The following is a 22,147-nucleotide window of genomic DNA, read 5'->3' as shown; positions in this document are numbered from 1 at the left end:
TTGCTTTAAATGAGTATAAATAAGGTGTCATTTATGATGTATACCTTATTTATAGACTCATTTTCTTACATAATATATATAAAATTAGTTTGAAAATTGATAAGATTATAAAGAAAATAAAGCGAAAAACGAATAAATTTAAAATATATAAAGGAGATTACCATGCTTTTTATACTTGCGATTATTGCATTACTTATCACACTTATTTTAGTTCCTGTACTTATACCGACACTTAAAAGAATGAAATTTGGCCAAAGCATTCGTGAAGAAGGACCTCAAAGTCATATGAAAAAAACGGGCACACCAACTATGGGTGGTTTAACTTTTTTAATTAGTATTATTATTACATCTATCATTGCCATATTTTTTATAGATCATTCTAATCCTATTATTCTATTACTCTTCGTAACAATAGGATTTGGGCTCATTGGTTTTATTGATGATTACATTATTGTAGTTAAAAAAAATAACCAAGGACTTACAAGTAAGCAGAAATTTTTAGCTCAAATTGCAATAGCAATTATATTTTTTATTCTAAGCGACGTTTTCCATCTAATAGAATTTTCAACAAATGTAAATATTCCATTTACTAATTTTGGAATTCCATTGTCGTTTGCGTATGTTATTTTTATTGTTTTTTGGCAAGTTGGATTCTCAAATGCAGTGAATTTAACTGATGGATTAGATGGATTAGCAACTGGCTTATCAATAATTGGATTCATTATGTATGCAATTATGAGTTTCATGTTAAATGCTCCTTCAATTGGTGCTTTTTGTATTATTATGATTTTTGCATTACTCGGTTTCTTACCGTATAACTTAAATCCAGCTAAAGTATTTATGGGAGATACAGGAAGTTTAGCATTAGGAGGCATTTTTGCTACAATTTCAATCATGTTAAATCAAGAACTTTCATTACTTTTTGTAGGGTTAGTATTTGTTATCGAAACATTATCAGTAATGTTGCAAGTGTCATCTTATAAATTAACTAAAAAAAGAATCTTTAAAATGACACCAATTCATCATCACTTTGAACTTAGTGGTTGGAGTGAATGGAAAGTTGTTTCAGTTTTTTGGCTTGTAGGTTTAATTTCAGGATTAATTGGATTATGGATAGGAGTGCATTAGAATGCTAAATTATACAGGATTAGAAAATAAAGATGTTCTTGTAGTCGGATTAGCAAAAAGTGGTTATGAAGCAGCTAAATTATTAATTAAGTTAGGCGCAAATGTAACAGTAAATGATGGAAAAGATTTATCTAAAGATCCCCATGCAAAAGACTTAGAAACATTAGGTGTAAAAATTGTTGATGGTAGTCATCCATTATCATTACTTGATAATAACCCAATTATTATTAAAAACCCAGGTATACCTTATACAGTTTCAATTATTGATGAAGCATATAAACGTGGTCTTACAATTTTAACTGAAGTAGAATTGAGTTATTTAATTTCTGAAGCTCCAATTATTGCAGTGACTGGTACAAATGGTAAAACAACAACAACTTCTCTCATTGGAGACATGTTTAAAAAAAGTAGATTAACTGGAAGACTTTCGGGAAATATTGGGTATGTTGCTTCTAAAGTTGCTCAAGAAACATCACCCGATGAATATTTAATTACCGAATTATCATCATTCCAATTACTGGGCATTGAACATTACAAACCTCACATTGCCATCATTACAAATATCTATTCTGCTCATTTAGATTATCATGAGTCATTAGAAAATTATCAAAATGCTAAGCGACGTATTTATAAAAATCAAACAGAAAATGATTATTTAATTTGTAATTATCATCAACGTCATTTAATTGAAACTGAAGATTTAAAAGCTAAAGTATTATATTTTTCTACTCAACAAGAAGTAGATGGCATCTATATTAAAGATAATTATATTGTTTATAATGACGTTAAGATTATTAATATTGATGATTTAGTTTTACCAGGAAAACATAACTTAGAAAATATTTTAGCTGCTGTTTTAGCTGCAATACTTGCAGGCGTAACAGTTAAGGCTATCGTGGATAGTTTGACAACATTCTCAGGGATTGAGCATCGATTACAATATATTGGAACGAATCGAACAAATAAATATTATAATGACTCTAAAGCAACCAATACTTTAGCGACACAGTTTGCTTTAAACTCATTTAAACAACCTATTATTTGGTTATGTGGTGGTTTAGATCGAGGTAATGGATTTGATGAATTAATTCCTTATATGAAACATGTTAGAGTGATGGTGGTTTTCGGTGAAACTCAAGATAAATTTGCTAAATTAGGTAATAGTCAAGGCAAAGAAGTTATTAAGGCAGTCGATATAGAAGATGCAGTAAAAAAAGTTCAAGATGTCATTGAACCTAATGATGTTGTTTTACTTTCACCAGCATGTGCAAGTTGGGATCAATATAAAACATTTGAAGAACGTGGTGAAAGATTTATTGAAAGTTTCCGTACATACCTACCATCTTAATTAAAGGATGTGAAGTAATTGGATGATAAAAGAGGTAATAGAAACAAAAAGATTCGTTCTATCAAGCGTACTTTTGATGAAGATAAAGCTGAATTAGAAAATGATGAAAAGAAGAAAAGTGAAAATCATGTTGAACAAAAAGATGATATCCAAAAAGAAAAGAATCTTTCAAATAATAGAACGTCAAATAAACATTTAAATTCTTCGAAAAGTAAAAATAGAAACTTAAAAGAAGAAATAAAAACAAGTTTAAGAAATAAGCGTAGTAAATTTCAAAATAATAAATATGCGCACTTAACGGTAGCTGAAAAACGAGAACAACAAAAAAAAGATAAAAGAAAACGACAAAAACGTATTCAATATATTATCATTACAGCTTTAATACTTTTAATTTTAATATTTTTACTATATATGTTTACACCATTAAGTAGAATTTCTTATATTAATATTAGTGGTAATCATAATGTAAGTAATAGTCAAGTTGAAAAAGAATTAAATGTTAAAGATGGAACACGTATTTATACTTTTAGTAAAAGTAAAGCTATAAATAATCTAAAGAAAAATTCATTAATCAAAGATGTTGAGATTCATAAACAGTTACCTAATACTTTGAATGTTAAAATTATTGAAAATAACTTAGTAGGTTTTGTAAAAGATAAAAATAAATATGTTCCAATAATTGAAGGAAATAAAAAGTTAAAAAACTATAATGGAGATATTGCTAGTAGTGCACCTATGTTAGAAGATTTTAAAGGTGAAGATTTAAATAATATTACTAAAGCATTATCTAAAATGTCTAATGAAACGAGAAACATGATTTCAGAAATTAAATATGCGCCTTTACAGAACCAACAAAATAGAGTCCTTTTATATATGAAAGATGGAATGCAAGTAGTAGGAGATATAAATACAATAGCTAATAAAATCAAGTATTATCCTCAAATGTCTCAATCTCTTGAAAAAGATAGTTCAGGTAACTTAAAAACACAAGGATATATTGATTTATCTGTAGGAGCATCATTTATTCCATATAATGAAAATAGCAGTGTAAATTCTAAGTCCGATCAAAACGTTCGTCAAAAAACACAAGAAGAAACAGAGGCAAAAAATGAATTACAAAGTGTATTAAATAAAATAAGCGAACAATCGGATACAAATAATTAAAAAATTTCGATAATAATATGTGTTTATAGTTCACAAGCTAAACGACGTATTGTAAACTAAATATAGTGTATTTTAATAGTATTTTGTCAGGAGGTGCCTATCTATGGAGGAACATTACTATGTAAGCATAGATATTGGTTCATCAAGTGTTAAAACAATAGTAGGCGAAAAATTTCACAACGGTATTAATGTGATAGGTACAGGGCAAACCTACACTAGCGGTATTAAGAATGGATTGATTGATGATTTTGATATTGCGAAACAAGCAATTAAAGATACAATTAAAAAAGCTTCTATCGCATCAGGTGTGGATATAAAAGAAGTTTTCTTAAAACTACCTATCATCGGTACTGAAGTGTACGATGAAGCAAATGAAATTGATTTTTATGAAGATACAGAAATTAGTGGTTCACATATTGAAAATGTCTTAGAAGGTATACGTCAAAAAAATGACGTTTCTGATACAGAAGTTATTGATGTGTTCCCGATTAGATTCATTGTAGATGGAGATAATGAGGTTTCTGACCCTAAAGAACTCATTGCAAGACATTCATTAAAAGTAGAAGCAGGCGTTATTGCAATTCACAAGTCAATTTTAATTAATATGATTAAATGTGTTGAATCTTGTGGAGTAGATGTATTAGATGTTTATTCAGATGCTTATAACTATGGCTCTATTTTAACTGCAACTGAAAAAGAATTAGGTGCATGTGTTATTGATATTGGTGAAGACCTTACTCAAATCGCCTTTTATGAACGTGGTGAACTTATAGATGCTGATTCAATTGAATTAGCTGGACGTGATATTACAGATGATATCGCAGAAGAATTAAACACTACATATGAAACAGCTGAAAAAATTAAACACCAATATGGACACGCTTTTACACAATCAGCGTCTGATCAAGATGTCTTCAGTGTTGATCAAGTAGATAGTGATGAATTAGTAGAATATACTCAAAAAGATTTAAGTGCAATTATTGAAAGAACAATGCAAGATATCTTTGATGAGGTATTTGATGTGTTAGTAGATTTAGGATTAACTAAAGTAAATGGTGGATTTATTGTTACAGGTGGTTCTTCAAACTTACTAGGTGTTAAAGAATTACTAAATACAATGGTTAATGAAAAAATAAGAATCCATACACCTTCTCAAATGGGAATTAGAAAACCTGAATTTACTTCAGCGATTTCTACTATTTCTAGTAGTATCACATTTGATGAATTATTAGATTATGTTACAATAAATTATCAAGATAATGATGAATTTGAAGAAGAAGTCATTGAAAATGACGAGAGTAACCATACTTCAAAATCAGGTGGTTTTGACTGGTTTAAACGTAAGTCTAATAAAAACGAAGAAAATTACGACAATCATCAACCAGAAGTACGTGATAAAGCGGAGAAACATGATGATTATGAAACGTATGATGAAAACGACCATCAAGAAGTAACACATCATTATGAAGATGAACATGAAAAATCTGATAAAGAAGAAAGTAAATTTAAAAAGCTCATGAAATCTCTATTTGAATAATTGGCCATTAAGACTAGGAGGAAAAATAAATGTTAGAATTTGAACAAGGATTTAATCATTTGGCGACATTAAAAGTCATCGGTGTAGGTGGCGGTGGTAACAACGCTGTTAACCGCATGATTGATCATGGAATGAATAATGTAGAATTTATTGCAATTAACACTGATGGACAAGCATTAAACTTATCTAAAGCAGAGTCTAAAATCCAAATCGGTGAAAAATTAACTCGTGGTTTAGGTGCAGGCGCAAATCCAGAAATTGGAAAAAAAGCTGCTGAAGAATCACGCGAACAAATTGAAGATGCTATTCAAGGCGCTGATATGGTATTCGTTACTGCTGGTATGGGTGGCGGTACTGGTACAGGTGCTGCACCAGTAGTTGCTAAAATTGCTAAAGAAATGGGAGCATTAACAGTTGGTGTTGTAACTCGTCCATTTGGCTTTGAAGGACGTAAGCGTTCTACACAAGCAGCAGCAGGTGTTGAAGCTATGAAAGCTGCAGTTGATACGTTAATCGTTATTCCTAACGATCGTTTATTAGATATCGTTGATAAATCAACACCTATGATGGAAGCATTTAAAGAAGCAGATAATGTTTTACGTCAAGGTGTTCAAGGTATTTCTGACTTAATCGCTGTATCAGGTGAAGTGAACTTAGACTTTGCTGACGTTAAGACAATTATGTCTAACCAAGGTTCCGCTTTAATGGGTATTGGTGTTTCTTCAGGTGAAAATAGAGCGGTGGAAGCTGCTAAAAAAGCTATTTCATCACCATTACTTGAAACATCAATTGTTGGTGCACAAGGTGTGTTAATGAACATTACAGGTGGCGAATCTTTATCTTTATTCGAAGCTCAAGAAGCAGCTGATATTGTACAAGATGCAGCAGATGAAGATGTAAATATGATTTTTGGTACTGTAATTAATCCAGAATTACAAGATGAAATTGTCGTAACAGTAATTGCAACTGGATTTGAAGATAAACCAACATCTCAAGGACGCAAAGCATCAAGTACTGGATTTGGTTCAAGTGCATCTTCTAGTGTATCAACTCAAAATACACCTAAAGAAGACTCATTTACACAAAGTACATCTAATTCACGTCCTTCTGATGGTCTAAGCGAAAGAAGTCATACTACTAAAGATGATGATATTCCTAGCTTTATTCGTAATAGAGAAGAAAGACGTTCTAGAAGAACTAGACGCTAATATTAAAGTATAAATATAAAGAAAGGAGCAGTTATTTCTGATGGGAATGCTGCTCTTTTTGTTTTGTTTAATTTAAAAAGAAATATGTTATATAATAAGTTTATATACTTTATTTAATTGAAATGCAGATAAAAAATAAAAAAATAGTCTAGGTATGATTATTTTTTAATGAAGGTGGATATCACATCGTGGAAAAATTTATAAAACAGCCACATTATTTGAGTTATACATCACAATACAATCAGTTAACACTTGGTTTTACTACACGTGAAGATGGAAAGAGTCCATATCCAAGCCATGCATTTAATATGGCACGATATATTGATGATGCACCTAGTCATGTTACGCACCATCAAGAGATATTAGCCAATGCTATAAATTTCCCGACACAACAATGGGTTTTTCCTATTCAAACACATGAAAATAAAATCGCTCACATTACCAAAACACATCGAGGCGCTAATATAAATGAATTAGGTAATGAGTTATATGGAATTGATGGCATGTATACGTATGATTCAGAAATATTATTAACGATGTGTTATGCTGATTGTGTACCTGTGTACTTTTATAGTGAAAAACATCATTTTATTGCTCTAGCTCATGCGGGGTGGAGAGGAACATATGGACAAATAGTCGTAGAAATGCTTAATTATGTAGATTTTGACTATCACGATTTAAATGTAGTCATAGGTCCAGCGACTTCCTCAACCTATGAAATAAATGATGATATTAAAAATAAATTTGAAACATTACCTATTAATTCTGGTAAATATATTGAAACACGAGGTACTGATCGACATGGTATTGATTTAAAATTAGCTAACGCTTTGTTATTAGAGAAGAGTGGCGTACCAGCAGAAAATATTGATATTACAAAATACACTACATCAGAAGACCTATCACTCTTTTTCTCCTATCGTGTTGAAAAGGGTAAAACAGGTAGAATGCTAGCTTTTATAGGTCAAAAGGGTGAAGCTTAGTGTAATATAGTTAAAATACTATATTCCTTTATTTCATTACAAAATTAAGAGGTTGATATATAATGAAAGTGATAGAAAATTTAGAAAAAATACAAGCAGAAATAAACCATCATCTTGAGAAAAGTGTGACTAAAACCTCTCCAAACGTGATTGCAGTCACAAAATATGTTACAATAGACCGAGCAAAAGAAGCGTATGATGCTGGTTTAAGACACTTTGGAGAAAATAGATTAGAAGGTTTTTTAGAAAAAAAACAAGCCTTACCTAAAGACGTGACTATGCATTTTATCGGCTCATTACAGTCTAGAAAAGTAAAAGATGTGATTAATGACATTGATTATTTACATGCATTAGATCGTTTGAGTTTAGCAAAAGAAATTAATAAAAGAGCAACTCATACTATTTCATGTTTTATCCAAGTGAATGTTTCTGGTGAAGAAACTAAACACGGTATTGCACTGAATGAAGTTAATGATTTTATTGAACAAATTAAAGAATTCGATAATATAAAAATTGTTGGATTAATGACAATGGCACCTTTTACCGATGATAAAGATTATATACGTCAGTTATTTAAACAATTGAGATTAAAACGAGATGAAATTAAAAACCTTAAATTGAATTACGCACCATGTGAATATTTATCTATGGGAATGAGTAATGATTATACTATTGCTGTAGAAGAAGGTGCTACATTTATAAGAATAGGGACTAAACTTGTTGGAGAAAAGGAGTGAGCCCCGTGGCTATCAAAGATTTATTTAATAATTTTTTTCTAATGGAAGATGAAGAAGAGGTTGAAAGCCCTGCTGAAAGACAACAGCGTGTAACGCAAAATGAGAAAAATCAAAATCATAATGTGCAACAACAACCTATTGAAAGAAAGCAAAATAATCAAAATCACTTAAAAACGGTACCTCAAAAGAAAGTATCAAGAAATTACAATACTGAACAAAGGAATTATCGTATGGGAAATACATCAAATAAATCCAATTCAAAAAATGTTGTTACTATGAATCAAACAGCTAGTACTGATTATAATAATTACGAGAATTCAAAAATGTGCTTATTTGAACCACGTGTATTTTCAGATACTCAAGATATTGCAGATGAACTTAAAAATCGTCGTGCGACATTAGTTAATTTACAACGTATTGATAAAGTATCAGCGAAACGTATTATTGACTTCTTAAGTGGAACAGTTTATGCGATTGGTGGAGATATACAACGCGTAGGTTCTGATATCTTCCTTTGTACACCTGATAATGTTGAGGTTACAGGTAGTATTACTGATCACCTTGAACAAATGGGTACGCAACAACACTACGAATAATTTAAGGAGTAGAATATATTATATGGATGTTGGTATATTAGCTAGTATATTTCATTTTATATTATTACTAGTTCAAATTTATTACTGGGGAATGATTATTTATTTCTTTACTTCATGGGTTCCATCAATTAGAGAATCTAAATTTGGAGCATTTTTGAGTAAGATATATGAACCTTTCTTAGAACCATTTAGAAAGATTATTCCACCCATTGGTATGATTGATATTTCATCGATTGTAGCATTATTTGTACTTGTATTATTTCAATATGGATTACAAAGTATTTTTAATATGATATTAAATTATTTAGCACTAAAATAGTTTTATGATAATAAGATAGTAGAGCCTGTGATATGCATAATGTCTCAGGCTCTTTAACACTTTAAATAAGGAGGCATTCATCATCGATATTTACCAACACTTTAGAAATGAAGAACAACCGCTTATTGATCAATTATTAGATAAATGTGAACAAGTTCATCATCAATATGCACCTGTATTGACTTCGTTCTTAGATCCTAGAGAACAATATATATTGAAAGTGATAGTGGGTAGTTTTGAAGATATGAAAGTGAGCTATTTCGGTGGTCAATCGGTAGAAAGAAAAAGAGCAATTATTGCGCCTAGCTATTTTGAACCTACTGAAGATGATTTCGAAGAGGTGTTAATCCAAATTAATTATCCTGAGAAATTTGTGTCTATTCAACACCAACATGTACTTGGAACTTTAATGTCTTTAGGCATAGAAAGAGAACAAGTAGGAGATATACTTGTTGGTGATACTATTCAGTTTGTTTTGACAAAGCAATTGGAATCTTATATTATGATGGAATTAACAAAGATTAAAGGTGCTACAGTTAAACTTGATTCTATTCCATTTAAAGATATGATACAATCAAAAGAGAATTGGAATATCCATCATAGTACAGTAAGTGCTTTAAGATTAGATGTTGTTTTAAAAGAAATGATTCGAAAATCTAGATCGATTGCTAAACAATTAATTGAAAAAAAACGGGTAAAAGTGAATCATACTTTGATTGATTCTCCCGATTTTCAACTGCAAAATAATGATTTGCTCTCTATTCAAGGATTTGGACGTGCTCAAATTGTTGACATAGGCGGTAAAACTAAAAAAGAAAAAGTTCATATAACGTATCAAACACTATTTAAGTAAATGATAATCGATAAATAATAAAAACAACTGTATGATAGTTTGTTTTAAGGAGGATAACAGATGCCTTTTACACCTAATGAAATAAAAAATAAAGAATTCACAAGAATAAAAAATGGTTTGGAGCCTGCTGAAGTTAGCGACTTTTTAAATCAATTAAGTAATGAAATTGAAAGACTTAAAGAAGAAAAAAAACAACTTGAAAAAGTGATTGAAGAGAGAGATACTAATATTAAATCTTATCAAGATGTTCATCAATCGGTAAGTGATGCGCTTATTCAAGCTCAACAAGCTGGAGAACAAACAAAAATTGCTGCAACGAAGGAATCAGAAGCAATTATTTCTAAAGCAAAAGCTCAAGCAGATTTGATTGTAAATGATGCTATTGAAAAAGCACGACATTTATCATTCCAAACTGAAGATATGAAACGTCAATCTAAAATATTTAGATCAAGATTTCGTATGCTTGTAGAAGCTCAATTGGATTTATTGAAGAATGATGACTGGGATTACTTATTAAATTATGATTTTGATGCTGAACAAGTGACACAAGAAAATATTCAGCATTTAAATCCTCAAGATGTAAATCCTAATGCTAATAGCGAGACTTCAGTAAGCGAGACAACTGAAGATAAACAGTCCATCAATTCTAATGAAATAGTAACAGATTCAACAAGTACAAGTGAGTCTTTATCTGATAGCAATAATGGTTTGAATAGCGAATCTACATCAAATAAATAAACAACAAAATGTCAGACACGTAAAAAATAATAAACTTTTCACAGCGAGTTAGGAAAAGGTGGAAGCCTAATATGAGTCTATTTTTTATATCACTGATATATTAAAATTTTATAATATTAAGAAGAGAACTCTAAGTTGAGTTAAGAAGGGTGGTACCGCGGATTCCCCGTCCCTATTAATTGAACTTAGAGTTCTTTTTATATTTAAGGAGTGAAAAATATGAATTACAAAGAAACTTTATTAATGCCAAAAACAGACTTTCCAATGCGAGGTGGTTTACCTAATAAAGAACCAAAAATTCAAGAGCAATGGGAAGCAAACAATAATTATCAAAAAGCTTTAAAGAAAAATGAAGGAAATCAATCATATATTTTACATGATGGCCCACCATACGCGAATGGTAATCTTCACATGGGACATGCATTAAATAAAATTATTAAAGATATTATTGTACGTTATAAAACGATGCAAGGATTTTATTCACCTTACGTTCCAGGATGGGATACTCATGGTTTACCAATTGAACAAGCTTTGACTAAAAAAGGCGTTGACCGCAAAAAAATGTCAATTGCTGAGTTTAGAGAAAAATGTAAAGAATTTGCTTTAGAACAAGTTGAACTTCAAAAGCAAGATTTTAAACGTTTAGGTATACGTGGTGACTTTAATAACCCTTATATTACACTCAAACCAGAATATGAAGCAGCTCAAATTCGTTTGTTTGGTGAAATGGCTGATAAAGGTTTAATTTATAAAGGTAAAAAACCTGTATATTGGTCACCATCTAGTGAATCTTCACTTGCTGAAGCTGAAATTGAATATCACGATAAACGTTCAGCATCTATTTATGTAGCCTTTGATGTTAAAGATTCAAAAGGTACTGTAGATGATGATGCTCAATTTATCATCTGGACAACTACACCTTGGACATTACCTTCTAACGTAGCCATTACAGTTCATCCAGAGTTGAAATATGGTCAGTATAATGTAAATGGTAAAAAATACGTTATTGCTGAAGCTTTAGCTGAGAGTGTTTCTGAAGCATTAGGTTGGGATAAAGATGCTATTCAATTGGAAAAAGAATTTACAGGAAAAGAGTTAGAGTATGTTGAAGCACAACATCCTTTCATAGACCGCGTGTCATTAGTCATTAATGGTGGTCACGTTACTACAGATGCGGGTACTGGTTGTGTACATACTGCGCCTGGTCATGGGGAAGATGACTATATTGTTGGTCAAAAATACGATTTACCAGTCATCAGTCCTTTAGATGATAAAGGTGTCTTCACAGAAGAAGGCGGACAATTCGAAGGTATGTTCTATGATAAAGCAAATAAAGCTGTAACAGACGTTTTAACTGAAAATGGTGCTTTATTAAAACTAGACTTTATTACACATAGTTACCCACATGATTGGCGTACTAAAAAACCAGTTATTTTCCGTGCAACACCTCAATGGTTTGCTTCAATCAATAAAGTAAGACAAGATATTTTAGATGCGATTGAAGACACTGATTTTAAAGTGGATTGGGGTAAAACACGTATTTATAATATGATTCGTGATCGTGGCGAATGGGTGATTTCTCGTCAACGTGTATGGGGTGTACCATTACCTGTATTTTATGCTGAAAATGGCGATATCATCATGACAAAAGAAACAGTCAATCATGTAGCTGACTTATTTGCAGAATATGGCTCAAATGTTTGGTTTGAAAGAGAAGCTAAAGATTTATTACCTGAAGGATTTACTCATCCAGGAAGCCCTAATGGAGAATTTACTAAAGAAACAGATATTATGGATGTTTGGTTTGACTCTGGCTCATCTCATAGAGGCGTGTTAGAAAATCGCCCAGAATTACGTTTTCCAGCTGACTTATACTTTGAAGGTAGTGACCAATATCGTGGTTGGTTTAACTCTTCAATTACAACAGCAGTTGCGACTAGAGGACAAGCGCCTTATAAATTCTTATTATCACATGGTTTCGTAATGGATGGCGAAGGTAAAAAAATGAGTAAATCATTAGGTAACGTTATCGTTCCTAATCAAGTTGTAAAACAAAAAGGTGCAGATATTGCACGTTTATGGGTGAGTAGTACAGACTACTTAGCAGATGTACGTATTTCAGATGAAATCTTAAAACAAACGTCTGATGTTTATAGAAAAATTAGAAATACTTTAAGATTTATGTTAGGTAATATTAATGATTTTAATCCTGAAACAGATAGTGTACCGGAACATGAATTATTAGAAGTAGATCGTTACTTATTGAATCGTTTACGTGAATTCACTGCTAGTACTATTAATCATTACGATAACTTTGATTACTTAAATATTTATCAAGAAGTTCAAAACTTTATCAATGTGGAGTTAAGTAACTTCTATTTAGATTATGGTAAAGATATTCTCTATATTGAACAAAAAGATGCACATAAACGTCGTAGTATGCAAACAGTGTTATATCAAATTTTAGTAGATATGACTAAATTACTTGCTCCTATTTTAGTACACACTGCTGAAGAAGTATGGTCTCATACACCACATGTTAAAGAAGAAAGCGTTCATTTAGCAGACATGCCAAAAGTTGTTGACGCTGATCAAGAATTATTAAATAAATGGAATCAATTTATGTCGTTACGAGATGATGTAAACCGTGCATTAGAAGCAGCACGTAATGAAAAAGTTATCGGTAAATCTCTTGAAGCTAAAGTAGTGATTGGAAATAATGATCATTTTAAAGCTGCAGAATTTTTACAACAATTTGATGATTTACAACAATTATTTATCGTATCTCAAGTTGAAGTTACTGAAGAAGTAGACAATGGAAATGAATATCAATATGGTGATGTTCGTATTGAACATGCTTTAGGTGAAAAATGTGAAAGATGTTGGAATTATAGTGAATCATTAGGATCTGTTGGTGAACTTGATCATTTATGTCCACGTTGTCAAGAAGTAGTAAAAACTTTAGTTTAATTAAATAGAGATGGAACGCTTGTAATCTAATTAAAGGTTATGAGCGTTTTTTTATTAAGTATATAAATTTTAAATAATAATATTTTAAACATATAGCTGAAAAAGGTCGTATTTAGATTAAGATGAATTAGGTTATACCAATGAATAAGTGATTGAATGTTTATTGTACGTTTACGATAAATTTATAGAAAGGGATAAAATAATGAGTAAGATTTTACTAACAGGTGCTTCTGGATATATTGGTAATCATTTAAAAGACAAATTAAAAGATAATCATGAAATTATCTCAATATCAAGAAATGCTCAGAATAAAAAGAATGAAAAAAATGTAACTTGGAAATCAGCAGATTTATTTGATTTAGATGCTATAACTGAAGTGATGGAAGGTATTGATATTGCAATATATCTTGTGCATTCAATGATGTCAAGTGCTAAACTTACACAAGCTAATTTTGAAGATATGGATGCACTATTAGCCGATAATTTTGGACGTGCAGCAAAAAAACAAGGTGTTAAACATATTATATTTATGAGTGGCATTATCCCAAATGATAGTCATGTATCACCTTACTTAAAAAGTCGTTTAGAATGTGAAAAAATATTAGGATATTATGGTGTACCTGTAAGCACATTACGTGTAGGTCTCATTATTGGTTCAAAAGGTAGCTCATATCCTATTTTTAAAAGAATGATAGAGCGTTTACCAGCAATGATTCTACCGAATTGGACTCATAATATGATTGCACCAATATCTATTGATGATGTTATTGATAAACTAGCTATGTTAGTAGAACGCTCTCCTCAAGAAAATGAAATATTTGATATTACAGGTCCCGAAGTGATGAATTATCAAGAATTATTTGAACATACAGCATCTATTCTTAATAAACGCTTACCTACATTAAATTTGCCAATCATTTCTATTTGGTTAAGTCGGTTTTGGATTAGACTGATTTCTCAAGTATCTAAAGAAATAGCATATCCACTTATGGATAGTTTAGTAAACGACATGATTCCACAACCTGACCGTATAAAACCAGAAATATCACTAGGAAAAAAGAAGTATGAAGAAAGTGTAAAAAATGCACTTAAAGAAGAACAAGATGAACAACGAACAACAACTATACAACAAACTAAACCTAAATCGAAACAAAAAAAGAAAAATGAAGTTAAAGATGTTAGAGCAATTACACGTTTTAGAATACCTGAAAGTTATTCAATGAGTGATGTAACAAAAGAATATGCAGAATTTATTAATAATATCACGCTTCATTTAGTAGATGGTAAAATTAATGAACATGAATTTAATATTCAATTACCGTTAATAAAAAAACCCATTTTAAAAATGAAAAGAGATAACCATGATTCTACTAATGAAATGATGGTTTATAGAATTGTTGGTGGATATTTAGCTATGGCTAAAGATGGTGGGAATGCACGATTTGAATTTAGACGTATATTAGATACAAATGAAGGTATTGCGGCGTTGCAAGAATATGAACCAACATTACCATGGGAAGTTTATAAGTTTACTCAAGCTAATGCACATAAGTTTGTGATGAATGTATTTAAGCAACATATGAATCATTTAGCTAGTGACGAAGAAGAAAAGCAAGATCCAGTTAGTAAAGTCTTTACTAATCTTGCTATGACAACCGGTGCAATTACTGGTGCATTCGTTGGCGCAAGAATGTATAACAAATTTTTTGCTAAAAAATAGTATACTTTATATATTAAGTTAAAAGTTTTCGATGTGAGAGCGATGATGTTCTCTCTATCGAAAGCTTTTTTTATTTAAGCTAAATGGTTGAATATTACGTATTAAGACTGATAAAATTTTAAATATTTTATTATAGAATAATTATTAATCATAAATTTTTTAATTGAAAGAGACATTTACACATCATCTTGCAGATTTAATAGAAAAGTTAAATGATTATAAGATACCTATTAATGCTAGAGAACAAAATATATGTATCTTAATTTTTATTATTTAGAAACACATCATATCAATATAAAAGAACTAGATGTGTACAATTTAAAATTAATTTTATAGAGGTGGAGTGATGAAATGAAAAAATGGATTTTTTTGATGTTATTCATATGTATGTTAATTACTGGCGGTGCAATTTTAGATGGTCTAGACAATCAAGATATGACTGAACCTACAATTCATTTTTGGGAAAAAAATCCTATGAAATATAACACATACGCTAAAGGTCAATGTACTTACTATGTATTTGATAGAGTAAAAGAAGATCATCATTTAATAAGTAACCAATGGGGTGACGCTAAATATTGGGCGAACAAGGCTAAGAAACAAGGGTATACAGTCAATGAAAATCCAACTAAGGGCTCTATTTTACATTATCCAAAAGGAAAACATGGACATGTTGCTTATGTAGAACAAGTAAATAATGATGGCTCTTTAATAGTCTCTGATATGAATTTCAGAAAACCTTACGAAATTACAACACGTTTTATAGATTTTTATCAAGTCGATCAATTTAATTATATTCATCCTAAAAGTAACACAAATATGACATAGAAGATTGTAGCTTTTTTTATGCTAAGTAGTAGGCTATAATGTAGAGTGTTGTCAAAGAGTTGCGGTCTGAATGGAGGCACATGAATGAAAAAGAAATATTATATTGGTTTATCTTTAATAGTAGCAATTGCAATTTTAATTATAGACCAATTAACTAAAAAAATAATTGCAACAACAATGAATATTGGCGATTCTTATGAAGTGATTCCTCATTTTTTAAATATTACATCACATAGAAATAATGGTGCAGCATGGGGGATTTTAAGTGGTAAAATGGGATTTTTCTATATTATTACCCTTATTATTTTAGCTATACTTATTGTATTTTATATTAAAGAAGCTAAATACAATGCATTTATGCAAGTTGCAATTAGCTTACTTTTTGCAGGTGCGTTAGGTAACTTTATCGATCGTGTATTCAATGGTGAAGTTGTTGATTTCATTGATACAAATATTTTTGGATATGATTTTCCAATTTTTAATATCGCAGATTCAAGTTTAACAATTGGTGTTATTTTTGTCATTATTGCATTGGTTAAGGATGCAACAACAAAAGAATAGGAGGATACGTAGTGGAAACGTATGAATATAAAATAGAAGATGATACACTCGTTGGTCAGCGTATTGATAAGTTATTGTCTAATTTCAATAGTGATTGGTCTAGAAGTCAACTTCAAGATTGGATAAAAAATGATTTAGTCACTGTTAATGGTAAAGTAATAAAAGCAAATTACAAAGTTAAATTAAATGATGAAATTCAAGTGATTGAAAAAGAAGTGGTTGAAGCGGATATTTTGCCAGAGAATCTCAATTTAGATATTTATTATGAAGATGAGGATGTAGCCATTGTTTATAAGCCTAAAGGTATGGTTGTACACCCTTCGCCAGGTCATTATACTGGTACATTAGTTAATGGATTAATGTATCAAATCAAAGACTTATCAGGTATCAATGGTGAGATACGTCCTGGTATTGTTCATCGTATCGATAAAGATACATCAGGGCTACTTATGGTAGCTAAAAACGATGTGGCACATCGAGGTCTAGTAGAACAACTTATGGATAAAACGGTAAAACGTAAGTATACTGCTTTAGTACATGGTAATATTCCTCATGATTATGGAACAATTGATGCTCCAATAGGCAGAAATAAAAAAGATCGACAATCTATGGATGTTGTTGACGATGGAAAAGAAGCCGTGACTCATTTTAATGTACTAGAACATTTCAATGACTATACATTGATTGAATGTCAATTAGAAACAGGTCGTACTCATCAAATTCGTGTTCATATGAAATATATTGGATTCCCACTTGTTGGAGATCCTAAATATGGGCCTAGAAAAACATTAGATATTGGTGGCCAAGCTCTACATGCTGGAGTTATTGGCTTTGAACATCCTGTAACTCATGAATATATTGAGCGTCATGCTGATTTACCTAAAGACTTCCAAGCGCTATTAGAAGATATTCGATTAAGAGAATCGTAAAACTAGCGAATAAAGTCATAATTTAAAAGAAAGCATATTGACTTATGAACTAAAAAGATTTAAGCTAATAACAGTAAAAATTTAAAAAACATTGTCTTTTAAAAAGAGTCCAGAGAGGCTTCAAAGACAGAGTGACTAATGATATAAATATGATTAACTTTAATTGTTCTATCACTATCAGACTAATCATGTAAAATATTTTTATATACATTAAGCCTCATGTCTTTATAAAAGATATGAGGTTTTTTTCTTTTAAGAGGTGAAATTATGTCTGAACGTATTATTATGGACGAGGCAGCTATACAACGTACTGTTACACGTATAGCACATGAAATTCTAGAGTATAATAAAGGAACTGAACAACTTGTTCTTTTAGGTATTAAAACAAGAGGCGAATTTTTAGCACGTCGTATTCAAGAAAAAATTAAACAAATTGAACGTCATGCAGTTCCAACTGGTACGATCGACATTACTCATTTTAGAGATGATATTGAAAACTCGAAAAAACCTACCACTAAAGAAGCAATTGAAATTGATCAAGATGTCACAGATAAGATAGTGATTATTATTGATGATGTACTTTATACTGGACGAACAGTTAGAGCATCTTTAGATGCAATTTTATTACATTCTCGACCTATTAAGATTGGTCTCGCTGCCCTTGTGGATCGTGGCCATCGTGAATTGCCAATTAGAGCAGATTTTGTTGGAAAAAATATACCTACTGCGAAAGATGAAGCAGTTTCAGTTTATCTTGAAGAAACAGATGGAAAAAATGCAGTAGTAATTGAATAATTGACCTTTTAAATCAGTACGAGAGACTGAAAAAGGTAAAGTATTTAATGTTGAGCGTGTAATGTATTTTAAAACGAATAGATTAAATGTCTCATATAAATTTAAATACTTTTCCTGTGTGATGTTACAGTATCTTTTGAAAGATTCAAATAACATTATGTTAACTTTTTAGTCTCTTTACCAATAGGTAAAGAGACTTTTTTAAGAAAGGAAGAACATATCATGGAAAATGAACAAATGTTTGAGCGTACTGTTAAACCAGTACTAGACGTAAAAGATAAACCTAAACCAGCACAATGGGCATTTTTAAGCTTACAACATCTATTTGCAATGTTTGGATCAACTGTTCTTGTTCCATTTTTAACAGGCTTACCTATTTCTGCTGCATTATTGGCATCTGGTATAGGAACATTGCTATACATATTAATAACTAAAGCAAAGATACCTGCCTATTTAGGTTCGAGTTTTGCATTTATTACTCCAATTATTACGGGTTTAAGTACACATAGTCTAGGAGATATGTTAGTTGCATTATTTGCTAGTGGAGTAATGTATATCATTATTGGTATCTTCATAAAATTAAGTGGTACCGGTTGGTTGATGCATCTTTTACCGCCAGTTGTTGTTGGGCCAGTCATTATGGTTATTGGATTAAGTCTTGCACCAACAGCAGTCAACATGGCAATGTATGAAAATTCAGGAGACATGAAAGGATATAACTTAAGCTATTTGTTAGTAGCATTAGTGACCTTATTAGTAACTATTATTGTTCAAGGATTCTTTAAAGGTTTCATTTCACTTATACCTGTGTTAATTGGAATTATTGTAGGATATATTGTGTCAATTTTTGTAGGCATTGTTAATTTCAAACCGATTGTTAAAGCCAGTTGGTTAGATTTTCCAGATATATATTTACCATTTAAAGACTATGTTCCATCGATACATGTCGGACTTATTTTAGTCATGTTGCCTATAGTATTTGTAACTGTTAGTGAACATATAGGACATCAAATGGTGATAAATAAAATTGTAGGTCGAAATTTCTTTGAAGACCCAGGTTTACATCGTTCGATTATAGGTGATGGAGTCTCAACAATGTTCGCTAGTATCATTGGAGGACCACCTAGTACAACTTATGGTGAAAATATTGGTGTACTTGCGATTACAAAAATATATAGCATTTACGTCATTGGCGGTGCAGCAGTGATTGCCATTATCTTATCGTTTATTGGTAAGTTCTCAGCATTAATTTCATCAATTCCTACACCAGTTATGGGTGGTGTATCTATCTTGTTATTCGGTATCATTGCAGCAAGTGGACTTAGAATGTTGGTAGAAAGTCGTGTAGATTTTGCTAGTAATCGTAATTTAGTTATTGCGTCAGTGGTATTAGTAGTTGGTATTGGAAATTTACTGATCAATTTAAAAAGTCTTGGTATGAACTTACAAATTGAAGGCATGGCTTTAGCAGCTTTAGCAGGAATCACATTAAATCTTATTTTGCCAAAAGAAAAAGAAGAATCAGATATTAAATAGAAGTGGATCTTTTAGGAGGCACGTCATGAAAAATTTACTTTCAATGGAACATTTAACAAACGATGATATTTTTAATCTAATTCAAACAGCAATTTGTTTTAAAACAGGAAAAGAAACGTTACCTCAATACGAAGGGAAATATGTGTCTAACTTATTTTTTGAAAATTCAACACGAACGAAATGTAGTTTTGAAGTAGCTGAACTTAATCTTGGATTAAAGCAAGTTAATTTTGAGACAAGCACGTCTTCAGTGCAAAAAGGGGAATCACTTTATGACACGTGTAAAACGTTAGAAAGTATTGGTGTTAACTTATTAGTTATTAGACATCCGCAAAATGCATATTATGAAGAACTCGACAATTTAAATATTCCAATTGCCAATGCTGGAGATGGTAGTGGTCAACATCCCACTCAAAGTTTATTAGATATAATGACGATTTATGAAGAATACGAAACGTTTGAAGGATTAAATGTTTTAATATGTGGAGATATTAAAAACTCTCGCGTAGCAAGAAGTAATTATACAAGTTTAACTTCACTAGGCGCTAACGTAATGTTCGCAAGTCCGGATGAATGGGTAGATGAAACACTAGATGCTCCATATGTAAATATTGATGACGTGATTGATAAAGTTGATATCGTAATGCTTTTAAGAGTCCAACATGAAAGACATGGCATTACTGATGAAGCAAACTTTAAAGTCAATCAATATCATGAACAATATGGGCTAACTAAAGAAAGATATCATCGTTTAAAAGATGATGCGATAGTGATGCATCCTGCTCCAGTAAATCGTGGCGTCGAAATCGATAGTGAATTAGTTGAAGCACCTAAGTCAAGAATCTTTAAACAAATGGAAAATGGAATGTATTTAAGAATGGCTGTAATAGATAAACTTTTATCAAGAAAAGGAGAATAATTATGAAACTTATCAAAAATGCTAAAATTTTAAACAATGGTGAACTTAAAACGACATCAATTTTAATTGACGGACAATATATCAAGGAAATTAATGAAAATATTAATATTGATAAAGATACTGAAGTCATTGATGCAAATGGTCAGTTTGTAGCACCAGGTTTAGTTGATGTACATGTACATTTAAGAGAACCAGGCGGGGAACACAAAGAAACAATTGATACTGGAACCAAAGCAGCTGCACGTGGAGGATTTACAACAGTATGTCCAATGCCTAATACACGTCCTGTACCTGATACTGTAGAACATATGGATCAATTACAAACATTAATTAAAGAAAATGCACACGTCCGTGTTTTACCTTATGCATCGATTACAATTCGTCAAGCTGGTAAAGAACATGTTGATTTTGAAGCACTTGCAAAAGATGGCGCATTTGCATTTACAGATGATGGTGTAGGTGTTCAAGAATCAGCGATGATGTACGAAGCGATGCAACAAGCATCAAAATTAAATAAAGCAGTTGTTGCTCATTGTGAAGATAATAGCTTAATTTATGGCGGTGCTATGCACCAAGGTAAACGTAGTGAAGAATTAGGTATTCCTGGCATTCCAAACATTTGTGAATCTGTACAAATTGCACGAGACGTTTTATTAGCAGAAGCAGCAAATTGTCACTATCACGTGTGCCACGTTTCAACAAAAGAAAGTGTAAGAACAATTCGTGATGCTAAAGCAGCAGGCATTCATGTTACTGCTGAAGTGACTCCACATCATCTGTTATTAACTGAGGATGACGTTCCAGATGATAATGCTATTTTTAAAATGAATCCACCATTAAGAAGTAAAGAAGATAGAGATGCGTTATTAGAAGGATTACTAGATGGCACAATTGATTGCATTGCTACAGATCACGCGCCTCATGCTAAAGAAGAAAAAGCTCAACCAATGACAAAAGCACCATTTGGCATTGTAGGAAGTGAAACTGCTTTCCCATTATTATATACACACTTTGTTAAAAATGGTGACTGGTCATTACAACAACTTGTTGATTACTTAACAATTAAACCAGCACAAACATTTGATTTACCATATGGAAAATTAGAAGAAGGTAGCTATGCAGACTTAACCATCATCAATTTAGATGAAGAAAGAGAAATTCGTGGTGAAGACTTCTTATCTAAAGCAGATAATACACCATTTATCGGATATAAAGTATATGGGAACCCTGTTTTAACAATGATTGAAGGCGAAGTTAAATTTAAGGAGGACAAGTAAA

General features: G+C 31.2%; 20 protein-coding genes. All 20 read left to right on the top strand.

Going from position 1 to position 22,147, the window contains the following annotated elements:
* The first annotated feature begins 162 nt into the window (after positions 1-162).
* Complete coding sequence (gene mraY, locus AC2FB1_RS00365) at positions 163-1,128, top strand: phospho-N-acetylmuramoyl-pentapeptide-transferase (protein WP_490673303.1); 966 nt, start codon at positions 163-165, stop codon at positions 1,126-1,128.
* A 1-nt stretch (position 1,129) separates the two neighbouring features.
* On the top strand, positions 1,130-2,476 hold the full coding sequence (gene murD, locus AC2FB1_RS00360) for a UDP-N-acetylmuramoyl-L-alanine--D-glutamate ligase (RefSeq protein WP_490673302.1): 1,347 nt from the start codon (positions 1,130-1,132) through the stop codon (positions 2,474-2,476).
* Positions 2,477-2,494: 18 nt separating this feature from the next.
* Complete coding sequence (locus AC2FB1_RS00355; RefSeq protein ID WP_490673301.1) at positions 2,495-3,640, top strand: cell division protein FtsQ/DivIB; 1,146 nt, start codon at positions 2,495-2,497, stop codon at positions 3,638-3,640.
* Positions 3,641-3,743: 103 nt separating this feature from the next.
* Positions 3,744-5,177 carry a cell division protein FtsA gene (ftsA, locus tag AC2FB1_RS00350; RefSeq protein WP_490673300.1) on the top strand — a complete coding sequence of 478 codons (1,434 nt, stop codon included), beginning with the start codon at positions 3,744-3,746 and terminating at the stop codon, positions 5,175-5,177.
* A 29-nt stretch (positions 5,178-5,206) separates the two neighbouring features.
* A complete protein-coding gene (gene ftsZ, locus AC2FB1_RS00345) occupies positions 5,207-6,385 on the top strand; it encodes a cell division protein FtsZ (RefSeq protein ID WP_490673299.1) in 1,179 nt (392 codons plus the stop codon).
* A gap of 185 nt (positions 6,386-6,570) precedes the next feature.
* The gene (gene pgeF / locus AC2FB1_RS00340; protein ID WP_490673387.1) at positions 6,571-7,368 is read left to right on the top strand and encodes a peptidoglycan editing factor PgeF; all 798 of its coding nucleotides are present in this window, start codon (positions 6,571-6,573) and stop codon (positions 7,366-7,368) included.
* Between the two features lie 62 nt (positions 7,369-7,430).
* Positions 7,431-8,105, top strand: coding sequence for a YggS family pyridoxal phosphate-dependent enzyme (locus tag AC2FB1_RS00335; protein ID WP_490673298.1), 675 nt, complete (start codon positions 7,431-7,433; stop codon positions 8,103-8,105).
* 5 nt (positions 8,106-8,110) lie between these two features.
* Entirely contained in the window at positions 8,111-8,701 is a 591-nt protein-coding gene (locus AC2FB1_RS00330) for a cell division protein SepF (protein ID WP_490673297.1), read from the top strand.
* Between the two features lie 22 nt (positions 8,702-8,723).
* Entirely contained in the window at positions 8,724-9,020 is a 297-nt protein-coding gene (locus AC2FB1_RS00325) for a YggT family protein (protein ID WP_490673296.1), read from the top strand.
* A 79-nt stretch (positions 9,021-9,099) separates the two neighbouring features.
* A complete protein-coding gene (locus tag AC2FB1_RS00320) occupies positions 9,100-9,873 on the top strand; it encodes a YlmH family RNA-binding protein (protein WP_490673386.1) in 774 nt (257 codons plus the stop codon).
* A gap of 60 nt (positions 9,874-9,933) precedes the next feature.
* Positions 9,934-10,611, top strand: a complete 678-nt coding sequence (locus AC2FB1_RS00315; protein WP_490673295.1) for a DivIVA domain-containing protein — start codon at positions 9,934-9,936, stop codon at positions 10,609-10,611.
* A gap of 219 nt (positions 10,612-10,830) precedes the next feature.
* Positions 10,831-13,581: an isoleucine--tRNA ligase gene (gene ileS, locus AC2FB1_RS00310; RefSeq protein WP_490673294.1), complete on the top strand. Its 2,751-nt coding sequence runs from the start codon at positions 10,831-10,833 to the stop codon at positions 13,579-13,581.
* A 202-nt stretch (positions 13,582-13,783) separates the two neighbouring features.
* On the top strand, positions 13,784-15,301 hold the full coding sequence (locus tag AC2FB1_RS00305; protein WP_490673293.1) for an NAD(P)H-binding protein: 1,518 nt from the start codon (positions 13,784-13,786) through the stop codon (positions 15,299-15,301).
* A 351-nt stretch (positions 15,302-15,652) separates the two neighbouring features.
* On the top strand, positions 15,653-16,129 hold the full coding sequence (locus AC2FB1_RS00300) for a CHAP domain-containing protein (protein ID WP_490673292.1): 477 nt from the start codon (positions 15,653-15,655) through the stop codon (positions 16,127-16,129).
* Positions 16,130-16,213: 84 nt separating this feature from the next.
* Positions 16,214-16,690 carry a signal peptidase II gene (gene lspA, locus AC2FB1_RS00295; protein WP_490673291.1) on the top strand — a complete coding sequence of 159 codons (477 nt, stop codon included), beginning with the start codon at positions 16,214-16,216 and terminating at the stop codon, positions 16,688-16,690.
* An 11-nt stretch (positions 16,691-16,701) separates the two neighbouring features.
* The gene (locus AC2FB1_RS00290; protein WP_490673290.1) at positions 16,702-17,619 is read left to right on the top strand and encodes an RluA family pseudouridine synthase; all 918 of its coding nucleotides are present in this window, start codon (positions 16,702-16,704) and stop codon (positions 17,617-17,619) included.
* 267 nt (positions 17,620-17,886) lie between these two features.
* Entirely contained in the window at positions 17,887-18,414 is a 528-nt protein-coding gene (gene pyrR, locus AC2FB1_RS00285) for a bifunctional pyr operon transcriptional regulator/uracil phosphoribosyltransferase PyrR (RefSeq protein ID WP_490673289.1), read from the top strand.
* Between the two features lie 222 nt (positions 18,415-18,636).
* The gene (locus AC2FB1_RS00280) at positions 18,637-19,950 is read left to right on the top strand and encodes a uracil-xanthine permease family protein (RefSeq protein ID WP_490673288.1); all 1,314 of its coding nucleotides are present in this window, start codon (positions 18,637-18,639) and stop codon (positions 19,948-19,950) included.
* Between the two features lie 25 nt (positions 19,951-19,975).
* Entirely contained in the window at positions 19,976-20,869 is an 894-nt protein-coding gene (locus AC2FB1_RS00275) for an aspartate carbamoyltransferase catalytic subunit (RefSeq protein WP_490673287.1), read from the top strand.
* A 2-nt stretch (positions 20,870-20,871) separates the two neighbouring features.
* On the top strand, positions 20,872-22,146 hold the full coding sequence (gene pyrC / locus AC2FB1_RS00270) for a dihydroorotase (RefSeq protein WP_490673286.1): 1,275 nt from the start codon (positions 20,872-20,874) through the stop codon (positions 22,144-22,146).
* Position 22,147: the final 1 nt, after the last annotated feature.

The sequence above is a fragment of the Staphylococcus sp. CoH_129_LAB_1 genome (assembly GCF_058191515.1).
Note: the sequence above shows the minus strand (reverse complement) of the source record. Positions and strands in the feature narration are given on the sequence as shown.

Coding starts and splice junctions, on each gene's coding strand:
- AC2FB1_RS00325 (WP_490673296.1), top strand. CDS start 8,724: ATGGATGTTGGTATATTAGCTAGTATATTTCATTTTATATTATTACTA.
- ftsA (WP_490673300.1), top strand. CDS start 3,744: ATGGAGGAACATTACTATGTAAGCATAGATATTGGTTCATCAAGTGTT.
- lspA (WP_490673291.1), top strand. CDS start 16,214: ATGAAAAAGAAATATTATATTGGTTTATCTTTAATAGTAGCAATTGCA.
- AC2FB1_RS00275 (WP_490673287.1), top strand. CDS start 19,976: ATGAAAAATTTACTTTCAATGGAACATTTAACAAACGATGATATTTTT.
- mraY (WP_490673303.1), top strand. CDS start 163: ATGCTTTTTATACTTGCGATTATTGCATTACTTATCACACTTATTTTA.
- AC2FB1_RS00315 (WP_490673295.1), top strand. CDS start 9,934: ATGCCTTTTACACCTAATGAAATAAAAAATAAAGAATTCACAAGAATA.
- murD (WP_490673302.1), top strand. CDS start 1,130: ATGCTAAATTATACAGGATTAGAAAATAAAGATGTTCTTGTAGTCGGA.
- pyrC (WP_490673286.1), top strand. CDS start 20,872: ATGAAACTTATCAAAAATGCTAAAATTTTAAACAATGGTGAACTTAAA.
- AC2FB1_RS00300 (WP_490673292.1), top strand. CDS start 15,653: ATGAAAAAATGGATTTTTTTGATGTTATTCATATGTATGTTAATTACT.
- AC2FB1_RS00305 (WP_490673293.1), top strand. CDS start 13,784: ATGAGTAAGATTTTACTAACAGGTGCTTCTGGATATATTGGTAATCAT.
- AC2FB1_RS00280 (WP_490673288.1), top strand. CDS start 18,637: ATGGAAAATGAACAAATGTTTGAGCGTACTGTTAAACCAGTACTAGAC.
- pyrR (WP_490673289.1), top strand. CDS start 17,887: ATGTCTGAACGTATTATTATGGACGAGGCAGCTATACAACGTACTGTT.
- AC2FB1_RS00335 (WP_490673298.1), top strand. CDS start 7,431: ATGAAAGTGATAGAAAATTTAGAAAAAATACAAGCAGAAATAAACCAT.
- ftsZ (WP_490673299.1), top strand. CDS start 5,207: ATGTTAGAATTTGAACAAGGATTTAATCATTTGGCGACATTAAAAGTC.
- ileS (WP_490673294.1), top strand. CDS start 10,831: ATGAATTACAAAGAAACTTTATTAATGCCAAAAACAGACTTTCCAATG.